Consider the following 15,411-nt stretch of genomic DNA (forward strand, 5'->3'; position numbering starts at 1 on the left):
CTACGCATGAAATGCCGTTCAAAATTGTCGCTGATTGCTGCTAGCTTATTGCTAGCAGCTTCTACTGCTCATGCTTTAGAAGCAAATATCAGTTTAGAGGACCTACCCGTCCTGACTCCAGAAGCTCAGCATGAGACAGCCAGCAAACGTGTCACATCTCGCTTTACACGTTCTCATTACAAACACTTCTCGCTAAACGATCAATTTTCTCAAGCTATTTTCGAACGTTATATCGAAATGCTTGATTACAATCGTAATATCTTTACGCAAGCGGATATCGACTCTTTCAAAAAATGGACATCAGGAATCGATGACCAATTGAAAGCGGGAGATAACCAGATTGCATTTGATGTCTACAATCTGTCAATCAAGCGTCGTTATGAACGTTTTAAGTATGCTTTGTCTATCCTCGATCAGGAGATGAGTTTCGATAATGATGAAACCATTGAGCTTGATCGCAGTGAAGCCGCATGGCCAGCCGATACCGCAGAGCTTGATGAACTTTGGCGTAAGCGAGTCAAGTATGATGCGTTGAACTTAAAGTTAACGGGCAAAGATTGGGATGAGATTAAAGACACGTTAGGCAAGCGTTATAACAACGCGCTCAAGCGTTTAGGTCAAACTCATAACGAAGATGCGTTCCAGCTCTACATGAACGCATTTGCTCGTCAGATTGATCCTCATACTAGCTATCTTTCACCTCGCAGTGCAGACCAATTTCAAACTGATATGAATTTGTCGCTTGAAGGTATTGGTGCGGTACTGCAAATGGAAGACGATTACACTGTTATCCGTTCGTTGGTGGCTGGTGGCCCAGCGTCGAATAGTAAGCTTCTAGCGGAAGGTGATCGAATCATTGGTGTTGGTCAAGATGGTGAAGATATCGTTGATGTCATCGGTTGGCGTCTTGATGATGTTGTTCAGCTAATCAAAGGACCGAAAGGCACCAAGGTTAATCTGCAAATCTTGCCTGAAGGCAAGGAAGCGAAAGCGGATGTTGTTACCATCGTTCGAGACAAAATCCGTCTAGAAGACCGAGCGGTAAAATCTGAAGTGATTGAGAAGGATGGCAAAAAAATTGGTGTTCTAGAAGTACCAAGTTTTTATGTCGGACTTGCAAAAGACACCGATAAACTTATCGAAGAGCTCAAGGGCAAGGGTGTTGATGGCATCATTGTTGATCTTCGTAACAACGGTGGTGGTGCACTCACTGAAGCAACAGCACTTTCCGGTTTGTTTATCACTAGCGGCCCTGTTGTCCAAGTGAGAGACAGTTATGGTCGAGTCAACGTCAATAGTGATACCGACGGTAAGATCAGTTATGACGGTCCATTAACGGTATTGATTAATCGCTATAGTGCTTCCGCTTCAGAGATTTTTGCTGCGGCAATGCAAGACTATGGGCGTGCCATCATTTTGGGTGAAAACTCTTTCGGTAAGGGAACGGTTCAGCAACATCGTTCGCTAAACCATATCTACGATCTTTTCGACAAAGAGTTGGGTTACGTTCAGTATACCATCCAAAAGTTCTATCGTATTGATGGTGGTAGTACACAAAACAAGGGTGTCGCCCCAGATATTGCGTTCCCTACAGCGATAGATCCAAGCGAAACGGGTGAGTCGGTAGAAGACAATGCACTGCCTTGGGATCGTATTGACAAAGCTAAATACGAAATGTTACAGCGTAATGAGGCATTGATTGGTAAGCTTGCCGCTAACCACCAAACTCGTATTGCTAAGGACCTAGAGTTTCGTTTTGTGGCCGAAGATATTGAAAAATACAAGGCAGAGAAAGACGATAACTCTTTGTCGCTCAACGAGAAAACACGTAAAGCGGAAACCGATGCAGCAGACGCGCGCCGTTTAACTCGAATTAATGAGAGACAAAAAGCAGCAGGTCAAGAGCCGTATAAGACACTGGATGATATCCCTAAAGATTATGAATCGCCGGATGCCTACCTTAGCGAATCGGTAGCGATAATGGTTGATATGATTAAATCTTAATTGAAATCAATCAATTAAAAAGCGAGTCATTTGGGCTCGCTTTTTTTATACAATAAAATATTGTGATAAAGATCAATTTTTTTAGCTAAATATACCTGACGTGCCTAAGCTTAAAGAAAAGAGTGAGGAGCACGTGATGAGATTGTTAGCTCTAATATCATTAATTTTTAGCCTTTCGGTGCTCGCTGATGGAGTGAAAGACAACAGCGATTTAACTCAGTTCGACCAACCGTTTCTGCTAGGAGACTGGTACCTCGTTAATCCTAACCCTGAACAGTCGCAGGAAAACTTTTTAGCGATCAAGCTGTCGCTGGATTCAAACTATAGTTTTAAGATTGATATTCAGAAAAGGGACTATTCAGTCGACCACTGGGAAGGGTTGTACACAGCCAATGAAGATACTTTGGTTCTTGGATTGAATACTTCAGAGCCTCAAATGTACGAGTATTCAGCCAATCACAATTTACTCAGTTTAAATGGCGTTACTTTCACTAAAGCGTTGTCCAACGCATTGGCTGGTATGTGGTCGAGTGCACATTTGGGTGGCGATGATATTCTTGCCAGCGACGTACAAAAGTTGGATCTGATTTTACAGCCAGATTTTGTCTTTATGTTCCGGGTGAGTAATGATGATGGCGATGAGGCGATACACAAAGGCGTTTACTATACAGAGGGCGAGCACTTGGTGCTTCTCTATGAAAATGGTGAACATGAAACACGATACACGCTGAACCGAGATACGCTGACTTTGGAAATGGAAGAAGGTGCGCTGTATGCCGTATTAAATCGAATCCGTTGATAAAGCGTGGTAGAGAAATGTGCCCCTTGCTGACTAAATAGACAAACAGTTTGAGTTTTATGTCAACAATAGAGAAAAAACGAGGTATTTCGACATCGAACCTCGTTTTTTTATATCTAGAGTTGTAAGCTAATACGCAAATTGTAACGGGAAAATTCCCGAACTTTACTATTACTGCGCTAGACTTTTACAGCGCAATGTTCAGATGCATTCAGTCAGAAGGATTTCGACATGGCTCAGACTCCTCAAGCCAAGTACCGCAAAGATTATCAATCACCATCACACACCATCACTGATATTGATTTGACCTTTGATCTCTACGATAACGAGACGACAGTAACTGCGGTTTCTCAAGTTAAGCAACTTAAAGATGCAACAACACTTCGCCTAGACGGAGAAGAACTCAAGTTACAAAGTATCGCCGTCAATGGCGAAGCTTGGTCAGACTACAGCGAAATTGAAGGTGGATTAGAAATTCATCAGCTTCCATCTGAGTTCACTCTGACGATTGTGACCTTAATTGATCCTGAAGCTAATACCGCTCTAGAAGGTCTGTATAAATCGGGTGGGGCTTTCTGTACTCAGTGTGAGGCGGAAGGTTTCCGTCGAATCACTTACTACATGGATCGTCCAGATGTTCTAGCGAAATACACCACGAAAGTGATTGCAGATAAAGCGCACAACCCATTCTTACTCAGCAATGGTAACCGTATTGCGCAAGGTGAGTTAGAAGGCGGACGCCATTGGGTGCAGTGGCAAGATCCTCATCCAAAACCAGCTTACCTGTTCGCTTTGGTCGCTGGTGATTTCGATGTACTACGTGACAAATACGTAACTCAATCTGGTCGTAATGTTGAACTCGAAATTTTTGTTGATAAGGGCAACCTAGATCGTGCACCGCATGCGATGACGTCATTGATTAACTCGATGAAGTGGGACGAAGAGCGTTTCGGCCTTGAATATGACTTGGATATCTACATGATTGTAGCGGTCGATTTCTTTAACATGGGAGCGATGGAGAACAAGGGTTTAAATATCTTCAACTCTAAGTTCGTATTAGCGAATGAGAGAACAGCGACTGACACTGATTATTTAGGCATTGAAGCGGTCATTGGTCATGAATATTTCCATAACTGGACTGGGAACCGTGTGACTTGTCGCGACTGGTTCCAACTGAGCCTTAAAGAAGGTTTGACAGTATTCCGTGATCAAGAATTTTCTTCAGATCTTGGCTCTCGTGCTGTGAATCGTATCAACAATGTAAGAATCATTCGTGGTCCTCAGTTTGCTGAGGATGCCAGCCCGATGTCTCATCCGATCCGCCCAGATCAAGTGATTGAAATGAACAACTTCTACACTTTGACGGTTTACGAAAAAGGCAGTGAAGTGATTCGTATGATGCATACCTTGCTTGGTGAAGAGGGTTTCCAAAAGGGCATGAAGCTGTACTTTGAACGCCACGACGGTACGGCCGCGACTTGTGAAGATTTTGTCTCAGCGATGGAAGATGCAAGCGGTGTTGACCTTAAGCAATTCCGTTTATGGTATAGCCAGTCTGGAACACCAACATTACGCGTAGCGAGCGAGTACGATGCACAAGCAAAAACCTACACATTGACGGTTGAGCAATCGACGGAGCCAACTCAGGATCAAGCAGAAAAGCAGGCCCTGCATATTCCTTTTGATGTCGAGCTCTATGCGGTAAATGGAGAGGTGATTGAGTTACGCCGTAACGGTTCTGTTGTTGGTAATGTTCTTGATGTGACTGAAGCGAAGCAGACATTTGTGTTTGAAGACGTTGCTGAAAACCCCGTTCCTTCATTGCTACGCGAATTCTCTGCGCCAGTAAAACTGGAATATGATTACAGTGATGAAGAGCTGATTTTCTTGATGGTTCATGCGCGCAACGAGTTTGCTCGTTGGGATGCAGGACAAATGCTTCTTGCCAAGTACATTCGTACGAATGTCGAAAATGTTCAAGCTGGTGGCGAGGTTAAACTTGCTGAGGCGGTCATTGACGCTTTCCGCGGTGTACTTCTGTCTAGTGACCTTGAACCTGCATTCATTGCAGAGATGCTATCGCTACCAAGTTTCAATGAAGTGTTAGGTTGGTACAAGCAGGTGGATGTCGATGCGATTGCTAAGGTGCTGAAAACATTGAAAGTAATTCTCGCCACTGAATTGAATGATGAGCTGAGTGCGATTTATCATAGCTCTAAGCAAGCCGAGTACTCTATCGAACATGCGGCAATCGGCCAACGCTCTCTTCGAAACACTGCTTTAGGCTTTTTGGCTTACACCGAGCAGGGTAACGAACTTGCCAAGACGCAATACGCTGAGGCTAATAACATGACTGACACCATTGCAGCAATGAGTGCCGCGAATAGTGCACAGTTAGAATGTCGTGAAGCATTAATGCAAGACTACAGCGATAAGTGGAAACATGATGGTCTCGTGATGGATAAGTGGTTTACTTTACAAGGTACCAATCCAGCGCAAGATGCACTTGAGGTGATCAAGAAGACGATGGAACACGAAGCGTTTAGTCTTAAAAACCCTAACCGTATTCGTAGCCTAATTGGTTCTTTCCTCAGCATGAACCCAGTACGCTTCCATGCAAAATCTGGTGAAGGTTATCAGTTTGCGGGGGAGATCTTACGCGAGCTAAATAGTAGTAACCCGCAGGTAGCTTCGCGTCTGATCGATCCGCTGTTGAAGTTCCGCAAGTACGATACTGCTCGCCAAGAGCTTATCAAAATGGAACTAGAGGCATTAAAATCAATGGATAATCTGGCTAAAGACCTGTTTGAAAAAGTGACCAAAGCGTTGGAATCTTAATCAATATGACGAAAACAGTAGCACTTTTTAGTGCTACTGTTTATTTATACAGTTGTCTATCACTGTCAGATAAAACGTGACTTTTTTGACCGATTTCATGAAGCATTACTATTTTACTCTCAACATCAGTTATCAAACTTTTCTCGCACACTACAGTGGGGCAGCAAGCAATGTTTTAGTGGTGACTGACAATGGCTTACGCCTACAATTGCCTGCATCGCGTTTCAGGCCTTTTCTTAGTCAAATTGGCCTAAAAGGGCGTTTTAGATTAACAACTGACCAAAATAATAAGTTTTTAGAGTTAGAACTTCTGTGAGCAACTGATTTTATAGAAGTTTAAATAGAACATCAGTCACATTATCAAACATTTCACCTCCTACCACTCCCAAAAGAATTAACTATTTATCAATAAAGCTTTTACAATAAAGCGGCATTACCCGTGTTAAGCACTATGCTTACAACATCCCCAAAATACATACAATTCTAATTGTGGAGTGTGATTATGACCGCGCGTGAAACATTGATGCCGGTTCTGCTTGAAAAAGTTTACAAACTTATTCAAGACAAACTCGAGCTTGCTCATCAACCCCTAGTCACCCAACTTGCTCAACATTTATTTAGCAACATTTCTCAGGACGATTTGGTCGAACGTAACGAATCTGACTTGTATGGCGCAGTAGTTTCACTTTGGCACCATATCAATGAGAAAAAAGCTGACGAGATTTCTGTTCGAGTTTTTAATCCAACCGTAAGTCGCCAAGGCTGGCAATCAACGCATACAATCGTTGAGATTGTGGTACCTGATAGTCCATTTTTGGTCGACTCAGTAAAAATGGCACTAAGCCGCTTGGATCTTTCATCACACTTAATGCTTCATGGTCCGACTCAAATCGCTCGTTCTAAGACAGGGGCGATTACCGGTATTAACCAAGGTGAGGGCGGACTTCAATCTCTCTTCCATATTGAAGTTGACCGTCTGAGTGACAAAGAAGCGATGGCGGCACTTAAAGAAGAGCTGTTGAGCATTCTTAACGACACCGGATTGGTTGTTCAAGACTGGTTACTGATGGTCGAAAAATTAGAAGAAGTGACCACAAAAGTTGAGGCGCAGCAGGGTAAGATTGAGATTCAGCGTGATCGTTATGATGAATCTATCCAGTTCCTACGCTGGTTAGGCAATCATAACTTTACCTTCATGGGTTACAAAGAATACGATCTTGTTACTGTCGATGGTGATACAGAGCTTAGACCTACTGCGGATAAAGGACTTGGTTTGTTTGCAAGCCGTGACCGTGTTCGTACTGTCAAACTTTCGGACTTCCCTGATTCTGCACGACTAGAAGCGAAGAAACCTTTCCTATTGATCGTCACTAAAGGTAACCAACCTTCACGCATCCATCGCCCTGCCTATACTGACTACATTGGCATCAAGAAGTTTGATGAAAACGGCAAGGTGATTGGTGAGCATCGCTTCACAGGTTTATACACATCAGCGGTGTACAACCAAAGTGTTGCGAGTATCCCTCTGATCCGTGAAAAGGTAGGCCGTATTCTTGAAGCGAGTGGCTATCGCGAAGGATCATACTCTTACAAAGCACTTCACAATATTCTAGAAAATTACCCAAGAGATGAGTTACTTCAAGCAAAAGAAGAAGAGTTGCTAGAAGTCGGTATGGGTGTTGTTCAGATGCAAGATCGCGATCTGCTGCGTCTGTTCGTTCGCAAAGACCCGTTTGGTCGTTTCTTCAGTTGTATGGTGTATGTGACAAAAGATCGTTACAACACAGAACTTCGCCGTCAAACACAGCGCATATTGAAGCAGTATTTTGGCTGTGAACAAGAAGTCGAATTTACTACCTACTTCTCAGAGAGCCCTCTCGCTCGTACACATTACATTGTTCGTGTTGATAACAACAACATGGGCGTAGACGTCAAAACGATTGAGCAAAATTTAATGGAAGCATCTTCAACTTGGGATGATCGTTTATCAGAAGCGATCGTAGCGAACTTTGGTGAGAGTAAAGGCCTGCCTTTAGCGAAAGAATACCTTCGTGCTTTCCCTCGTTCGTACAAAGAAGATGTTATGCCTGGCTCGGCAGTTGCGGATATTGAACGTCTAGAAAAACTCAGTGATGATAACAAACTTGGAATGCTTTTTTATCGTCCACAAGAGTTGGCGGCGGATTCGAAGTCTGTCCGTCTAAAGCTATACCACCGTGATGAGCCAATCCACCTTTCTGATGTGATGCCAATGTTAGAAAACCTTGGTTTACGAGTGATTGGTGAGTCGCCTTATGAAGTTCGCAAAACGAACGGTCAAGTATTCTGGATCCTCGACTTCTCAATGCTTCATAAGAGCGAAAAGAGTGTCGATCTTCGTGAAGCTCGAGATCGCTTCCAACAAGCTTTTGCTGCTATCTGGGCAGGCGAACTAGAGAGTGATGGCTTTAACCGCTTAGTTCTTGGCGCTTCATTGACAGGTCGCGAAATTTCGATCTTGCGTGCTTATGCTCGCTACATGCGTCAAGTGGGCTTCCCATTTAGCCAACAATACATCGAGGATACTCTTAGCCATTATCCTGATTTGGCGAAAGGTCTAGTTGATCTATTTACTAAACGTTTTGAACCAAAATTCAAAGGTAGCCAGAAAGGGCAAAGTGAACTGATTGCTCATATTACAGAGCAACTTGATCATGTCGAGAGCTTGGACGACGATCGGATCATCCGTCGTTACATGGAAATGATCACGGCAACACTACGCACTAACTACTATCAAGTCGACGATAATAAGCAGTTTAAGCCTTGGCTATCGTTGAAGATGAAACCAACCGAGATTCCAGAGATTCCTCAACCGGTACCTGCGTTTGAAATCTTTGTTTATGCACCTGATATCGAGGGTGTTCACTTGCGTGGCGGTAAAGTGGCACGTGGTGGGTTACGTTGGTCTGATCGTCAAGAAGATTTCCGTACTGAAATCTTGGGATTGGTTAAAGCACAGCAAGTTAAGAACACGGTCATTGTTCCTGTCGGCGCTAAAGGTGGTTTCGTTTGTAAACGTCAGCACACGCTTAACGGACGTGATGAGATTTTTGCTGAAGGTCAACGTTGTTACAAACGTTTCATTCGTGCATTACTAGACGTTTCCGACAACATCATTGAAGGTGAAGTTGTTCATCCTAAGAATGTTGTTCGTCATGATGAGGACGATCCATACTTGGTTGTTGCCGCTGATAAAGGTACAGCGACTTTCTCAGATTTGGCTAACTCTGTGTCAGAAGAGTACAACTTCTGGCTTGGTGATGCATTTGCTTCCGGTGGTTCAAATGGCTACGACCACAAAGCCATGGGTATTACTGCTAAAGGCGGTTGGGAATCGGTCAAACGTCATTTCCGTGAAATGGGCATAAACTGTCAGACCACTGACTTTACCGCTATTGGTGTTGGTGATATGGCAGGGGATGTGTTTGGTAACGGTATGTTGCTATCTAAACATATCCGTCTCCAAGCGGCATTTAACCACATGCACATCTTTATTGATCCTAATCCAGACTCAGCAACAAGCTGGGAAGAGCGTAATCGTCTGTTTAATCTACCTCGCTCTAGCTGGGAAGATTACAACGCGGATCTTATTTCTAAGGGTGGTGGTATTTTCTTGCGTAGCGCAAAATCAATTGCACTGACGCCTGAAATCCAGAAAATGCTGCGTACTAAGAAAACGTCAGTCGCACCAAGTGAATTGATCAAAATGATTCTATCTATGGAAGTGGATCTTCTATGGAATGGTGGTATCGGTACTTACGTTAAAGCATCGACCGAAACGCATACGGATGTTGGCGACCGTGCTAACGATGTATTGCGTATCGATGGTCGCGATCTGAAAGCTAAGATTGTGGGTGAAGGTGGTAACTTGGGTATGACTCAGTTGGGACGTATTGAATACGCTCTAACTGGTGGTCGTGTCAATACGGACTTCGTCGACAATGTTGGCGGTGTAGACTGTTCGGATAACGAAGTTAACATCAAGATCTTCCTAAATGGTTTGGTTGCCAATGGTGATCTTACTGTTAAACAGCGCAACGAGATCCTTGAGTCGATGGAAGATGAAGTGGGTCAGATTGTTCTGGAAGATGCTTACTGTCAGTCAGAATCGATTTCGGTGACTGAACAGCAAGGCACTTCTTTAGTCAAAGAGCAAATTCGCTTTATTCATACAATGGAAAAAGCAGGGTACCTTGACCGTGCACTTGAGTACATCCCTGATGATGAGACGCTAATCGAACGTGAAAAACAAGGCATGGCTCTAACTCGTCCAGAACTAGCTGTGTTAGTTGCGTACGGTAAAATGGTGCTTAAAGAAGAACTGGTACACGAAGACATCGCCAATGATGAATTCCATGCGCAGCAGTTAACTCATTACTTCCCAACCGAGTTACGCCGTAACTATTCAGCGCAAATGGTTAACCACCCGCTACGCTCTGAAATTATTGCTACTGCGTTAGCAAATCAGATGGTGAATGAGATGGGGTGCAACTTTGTCACTCGTCTTCAAGAAGAAACCGGAGCACATGTCGTTGATATTGCTAACGCTTATGTTGCATCACGTGAAATCTTCGGTCTTGGCCAAGTTCTCGAACATATCCGTAAGCTAGACAACGACGCATTAACGGTTGCTCAGTATGACATGATGTTCTACGTACGCCGTACTCTACGTCGTCTATCGCGCTGGATCCTACGTAACCGCAGTGGACGTCAGAGCGTTAAATCTTTGATAGAGCTTTACCAAGCTGATGTAGAAACCATCAAGCAACACTTGGATGATATGCTTGTTCCTTCCGAAGTGAAAGAGCACAACCAAATGGCTCAAGACTGGATCGAGCAGGGTATTGAAGCAGAACTTGCGAATTATGTTGCTCGTCTCTCTAGTTTGTACTCAGTACTGGATATTTCCACAGTGGCGCGTGAAAAAGGCAAAACTGTCGAACAAAGTGCAAAACTTTACTACAACCTAGGCGATCGTTTGTCACTGCACTGGTTCTTGAAACAGATTAATGGCCAAGCAGTAGACAACCACTGGCAAGCACTGGCACGTGCCGCTTTCCGTGAAGATCTAGATTGGCAACAACGTCAGCTAACAGGTCAAGTTCTCAGCTGTGCTTGTGCACCGGAAGATTTCGATGTGATGAAAGCGCTTGATGAGTGGATCGTGACAAATGAAGTATCGCTACATCGTTGGGAAAATATCCTCAATGAATTTAAAGTAGGTTCAGTGCATGAATTTGCAAAATTCTCGGTAGCGCTACGTGAACTGATGTTGCTCAACTTGAATTGTTCAGCAAATGAGTAAACGATTGCTATAATTCGTTGAATTAATCGGTAAAACATTTAATAATACAGCCCCGTTTACACGGGGCTTTTTTCTTTCGGAGGCACAATGCTTTACCGTCTAGCCAGAACTGGCTTTTTCCAACTTGATGCCGAAAAGGCACATGATCTTGCAATTCAAAACTTCAAACGTTTTACTGGCACACCATTCGATCTTCTTTATCGCCAGCAGTTACCACACCGTCCCGTCGAATGCATGGGTTTAACATTTCGTAATCCAGTCGGCTTGGCAGCAGGTTTAGATAAAAACGGCGAATGCATTGAAGCATTTGATGCGATGGGATTTGGCTTTGTTGAAGTAGGGACCGTCACACCGCGACCTCAGTCTGGAAATGACAAGCCACGTTTGTTCCGTCTGGTTGAAGCGGAAGGCATTATCAACCGTATGGGGTTCAACAACCTAGGCGTTGACAACTTAGTTGAGAACGTGAAGAAAGCTAAGTTCGACTGTGTGCTTGGCATCAATATCGGCAAAAACAAAGATACTCCGATTGAAAAAGGTGCTGAAGACTACCTAATTTGTATGGAAAAAGTCTATGAGTATGCCGGTTATATCGCGGTAAACATTTCATCACCAAACACGCCGGGATTACGCTCGTTGCAATATGGTGAAGCTCTGGATGAATTATTATCAGAGCTAAAAGTTAAACAGGCAGAGTTAGCCGAAAAACACGGCAAATATGTCCCGCTGGCACTGAAGATCGCACCGGATCTTAGCGATGACGAGATCAAACAGATCTGTCAATCACTGCTCAATAACAAGATTGACGCAGTCATTGCTACCAACACTACATTAGATCGCTCTATTGTAGAGGGTATGAAGCATGCTAATGAAGCAGGGGGGCTAAGTGGTCGTCCTGTGCAACTGCGCAGTACTGAAGTGGTTCGCCGCTTACATGAAGAATTACAAGATCAGATCCCAGTAATTGGTGTTGGTGGTATTGATTCGTATGTTGCAGCGAAAGAAAAAATGATGGCTGGCGCTCAGCTGGTTCAGGTTTACTCTGGTTTCATTTATCACGGCCCAAGCCTAGTACGCGATATTGTAAAAAATCTCTAAAGTTTAAAGGCTTAGTGACATTGTCACTAAATCAATACGCCGAACAAACAGCATTAATTGAGAGGGAATGAGTTTTCATTTCCTCTTTTTTTTCATCTCTGAACTAATAAAATCCAGATATTACTTGGAAAGGTAATTAAGCGTTTTACCTAATTTCACACAACAATACAGAGATGGAACGATGCTTAAACCCAATGACAAATGGACTTGGTACTATGATGACGCAGAACAGCATCTGATGTTGGATCTGGGTGATGATATGGTATTCAAGACCAACCTTCCACGTAAGCTGATTGTCGATTGCGCAATTGGCGTCAATGAATTCTCAGTTGATGATGCATCTGCATTTCAAACTTACAAAGAGCAAATCACGCTATTAGGTTTAAGTGAACCTAGACAAGCAGAGTTGGCTTTGTACTGTGTCGCAGCAAAGCGCTTCCATAAACCTGTACAACCTAAGAGCTGGTTTTTCGATAATCTGTCCGACGGACAGATGGCCCCAGAAGAGGGTGACTTAATTCGTCTAAGCAACGCCTACAGCGACGGATATTTTATCGTTCTTGAAGTAGGAGAGTGCGCCAGTTTATGTGCGTACGTATGTTTGGAAGAGTTCGCTTTAAATGGCGCTAAAAGCCTTCAATTTGGACAAGCGATTAAAGTTATGCATGACCGTCTCGTGGTCTGCAACCATCATTTCCATGCTCAGCCAATCGCTTTGGTTAGCTGACATAAATTAGTTATCGTTCCTTTGTTTCATTTCCCGCCAGCTCAACGCTGGCATTTTTTTGCCTAAAATTTGGCTGGGTTGATACGACCTGGCAGTCAATTAAATGTGATTCTTGTACAAATTTTAACCGAACGAAGCGATTGATTTTTACTCACTAGAACACCTCTAGCGCATACAAGTGCACGTAAATTCCTCATTTAGCTGAAAACTGTAACTTAATTTCATTAAAAATCATCATTGGTATAGACCAATTTCAATGAGAATAAGTATTCACTTCGGTCGGAGGGCTTGATTTTTCGTTGGATGAGTTTTCGAAAAGTTTGCCTAGTGAAATTTGGCTACAAACGATGAAGAGGCGAGTAAATGAACGTTTAAAGAGATAATTGATGGGAAATTCTGGAATGAACTAACGATAAAGTGATGATGTCAGGTATAATGCGGGGTCATTTTCTACAGAATAAAAACATCACTATGCATCAATATCTTGCGGTTACGTCCAATGGTTTAGAAAACCTATTGGTTGATGAGCTAACTAAGCTAGGGATCAACGACGCTAAGCCAGTACAAGCTGGTGTTCGCTTCAAGGCGAGCAACGAGCAGATTTACCGTTGCTGCCTATGGAGTCGTTTGGCATCCCGTTTTGTGCGTGTACTCTCAGAGTTCACCTGTAACGATGATATGGATCTCTATCTTGCCTCTTCTTCAGTGAACTGGGTTAATCAATTCCACAGTTCTAAGACGTTCGTCGTTGATTTCAATGGTACTAACCGCGAAATCCGCAATAGCCAGTACGGTGCAATGAAGGTCAAAGATGCCATAGTGGATTGTTATGAGAAGAAGAATTTACCTCGTCCTTCGATCAGTAAAGATCAACCTGATCTTCGTGTCCATGTGCGCCTGCATAAGGACAAAGCCATCCTTGGCCTAGATATGGTAGGTGGTGGTTTGCACCAACGTGGCTATCGTACAGAATCGGGTCGCGCGCCTCTACGCGAAACGTTAGCCGCTGCAATCATCCTCAGAAGTGGTTGGAGTGCGGATAAACCATTACTAGACCCAATGTGTGGTTCAGGCACATTACTTATCGAGGCAGCGATGATGGCTGCTAACATGGCTCCAGGTGTGAACCGCGCTAAGTGGGGCTTTGAGTCTTTAGAAGATTTTGAACCAGAGCTTTGGGCAGAGATTAAATCTGAAGCTTCAGTGCAGGCTCGTCGTGGTGTCAAAAAAATTGACACTAAGTTTTTCGGCTTTGATAACGATGCTCGTGTACTAAAAACAGCTCAAGATAACGCACGTCGAGCTGGCGTTGATTCATTGATTGAGTTCAAACAGGGTGACGCCGCCGAGATTATGAGACCAGAAGGATTCGAAGCAGGGGTTATTGTTTGTAACCCACCATACGGTGAACGTTTAGGCACTCATCCTGGTTTAATCGCTCTATACACCGCATTTGGCGCACAGCTAAAATCGCAATTTGGTGGATGTCAGGCATCAATTTTCTCTAGTTCAGATGAATTGCTGAGCTGTTTGCGTATGAGAGCAGACAAGCAGTTCAAACTGAATAATGGTGCGTTACCGTGTCACCAGAAGAACTATTCTATTAGTGAGCGAGCTGCTCAAGACTCAAGTGACAATGTCACAGAATCATTGGTTGCACCGGATTTTTCAAACAGACTGAAAAAGAACATCGCTAAGATTGGTAAGTGGGCGCGTAAAGAGAAACTAGATTGCTACCGTGTTTACGACGCGGATTTGCCTGACTATAACGTTGCAATTGACGTTTACCTAGACCAGTTGGTTATTCAAGAGTACGCCGCACCTAAGGATATTCCCGAAGAGAAGGCCAAGCGCCGCTTGACGGACATTATCCGTGCCACGATTCAAGTGACGGGTACACCGGCGAATAAGGTGGTACTTAAAGTACGAGAAAAACAGAAAGGTCGTGCTCAATACCAGAAGCTGTCTCAACAGTCAGAGACACTTGTGGTCAATGAGTATGGTGTAAAGCTTTCCGTTAATCTCCACGATTACTTGGATACGGGTTTATTCCTCGATCATAAGATTACCCGACGTAAACTGGGTGAAATGGCTCAGGGTAAGGATTTCCTTAATCTTTTTGCTTACACAGGCTCTGGCACCGTTCATGCGGCGTGTGGTGGCGCAAAATCCACAACGACGGTTGATATGTCGAATACCTATCTTGAGTGGGCGAAAGAGAACATGAAGCTCAACGGGCAGGTTGGTCGTCAACACCGATTTGAGCAAGCAGACTGCTTACAGTGGTTAGAGAAATCGACTGCTCAGTTTGATCTTATCTTTATCGATCCACCGACGTTTTCTAACTCTAAACGTATGGAACAGAGTTTTGATGTCCAGCGCGATCACATTCAGCTAATGAAAAACTTAAAACGTCTGCTTCGCTCTGGCGGTACGATAGTGTTCTCGAATAACAAACGTCACTTTAAAATGGATTTAGAGTCGCTTGCAGACCTAGGACTCCAAGCGAATAACATTTCTCACCAAACGTTACCTATGGATTTTTCGCGCAACAAGCATATCCACAACTGTTGGGTGATAACACACAAGGAATAACGTTGA

Annotated in this window: 8 protein-coding genes; all 8 read left to right on the plus strand. The window is 43.7% G+C overall.

Features of this window, described 5'->3' with window-relative positions; genetic code table 11:
* The first annotated feature begins 6 nt into the window (after nucleotides 1–6).
* The 8 genes from prc to rlmKL all read left to right on the plus strand — a co-directional run bounded on the left by prc (nucleotide 7) and on the right by rlmKL (nucleotide 15,405).
* Nucleotides 7–2,004, plus strand: a complete 1,998-nt coding sequence (gene prc, locus ACQEXR_RS10155) for a carboxy terminal-processing peptidase (protein WP_427020272.1) — start codon at nucleotides 7–9, stop codon at nucleotides 2,002–2,004.
* Between the two features lie 136 nt (nucleotides 2,005–2,140).
* Nucleotides 2,141–2,803, plus strand: a complete 663-nt coding sequence (locus ACQEXR_RS10160) for a hypothetical protein (protein ID WP_426951416.1) — start codon at nucleotides 2,141–2,143, stop codon at nucleotides 2,801–2,803.
* Nucleotides 2,804–3,034: 231 nt separating this feature from the next.
* The gene (gene pepN, locus ACQEXR_RS10165; protein ID WP_427020273.1) at nucleotides 3,035–5,641 is read left to right on the plus strand and encodes an aminopeptidase N; all 2,607 of its coding nucleotides are present in this window, start codon (nucleotides 3,035–3,037) and stop codon (nucleotides 5,639–5,641) included.
* A 97-nt stretch (nucleotides 5,642–5,738) separates the two neighbouring features.
* Nucleotides 5,739–5,957, plus strand: a complete 219-nt coding sequence (locus ACQEXR_RS10170; RefSeq protein WP_269376760.1) for a DUF2835 domain-containing protein — start codon at nucleotides 5,739–5,741, stop codon at nucleotides 5,955–5,957.
* A gap of 186 nt (nucleotides 5,958–6,143) precedes the next feature.
* A complete protein-coding gene (locus ACQEXR_RS10175; RefSeq protein ID WP_427020274.1) occupies nucleotides 6,144–10,985 on the plus strand; it encodes an NAD-glutamate dehydrogenase in 4,842 nt (1,613 codons plus the stop codon).
* Nucleotides 10,986–11,072: 87 nt separating this feature from the next.
* Nucleotides 11,073–12,083: a quinone-dependent dihydroorotate dehydrogenase gene (pyrD, locus tag ACQEXR_RS10180; RefSeq protein WP_331416263.1), complete on the plus strand. Its 1,011-nt coding sequence runs from the start codon at nucleotides 11,073–11,075 to the stop codon at nucleotides 12,081–12,083.
* Nucleotides 12,084–12,264: 181 nt separating this feature from the next.
* A complete protein-coding gene (locus tag ACQEXR_RS10185; protein ID WP_427020275.1) occupies nucleotides 12,265–12,810 on the plus strand; it encodes a cell division protein ZapC in 546 nt (181 codons plus the stop codon).
* Nucleotides 12,811–13,281: 471 nt separating this feature from the next.
* A complete protein-coding gene (gene rlmKL / locus ACQEXR_RS10190; RefSeq protein WP_426951489.1) occupies nucleotides 13,282–15,405 on the plus strand; it encodes a bifunctional 23S rRNA (guanine(2069)-N(7))-methyltransferase RlmK/23S rRNA (guanine(2445)-N(2))-methyltransferase RlmL in 2,124 nt (707 codons plus the stop codon).
* The last annotated feature ends 6 nt before the right edge of the window (nucleotides 15,406–15,411 follow it).

The sequence above is a fragment of the Vibrio sp. TRT 2004 genome (assembly GCF_050113735.1).
GTDB lineage: Bacteria > Pseudomonadota > Gammaproteobacteria > Enterobacterales > Vibrionaceae > Vibrio.

What these genes read in the sequence shown, in the direction of transcription:
- prc (WP_427020272.1), top strand. Translation starts at nt 7, where the DNA reads ATGAAATGCCGTTCAAAATTGTCGCTGATTGCTGCTAGCTTATTGCTA.
- ACQEXR_RS10160 (WP_426951416.1), top strand. Translation starts at nt 2,141, where the DNA reads ATGAGATTGTTAGCTCTAATATCATTAATTTTTAGCCTTTCGGTGCTC.
- pepN (WP_427020273.1), top strand. Translation starts at nt 3,035, where the DNA reads ATGGCTCAGACTCCTCAAGCCAAGTACCGCAAAGATTATCAATCACCA.
- ACQEXR_RS10170 (WP_269376760.1), top strand. Translation starts at nt 5,739, where the DNA reads ATGAAGCATTACTATTTTACTCTCAACATCAGTTATCAAACTTTTCTC.
- ACQEXR_RS10175 (WP_427020274.1), top strand. Translation starts at nt 6,144, where the DNA reads ATGACCGCGCGTGAAACATTGATGCCGGTTCTGCTTGAAAAAGTTTAC.
- pyrD (WP_331416263.1), top strand. Translation starts at nt 11,073, where the DNA reads ATGCTTTACCGTCTAGCCAGAACTGGCTTTTTCCAACTTGATGCCGAA.
- ACQEXR_RS10185 (WP_427020275.1), top strand. Translation starts at nt 12,265, where the DNA reads ATGCTTAAACCCAATGACAAATGGACTTGGTACTATGATGACGCAGAA.
- rlmKL (WP_426951489.1), top strand. Translation starts at nt 13,282, where the DNA reads ATGCATCAATATCTTGCGGTTACGTCCAATGGTTTAGAAAACCTATTG.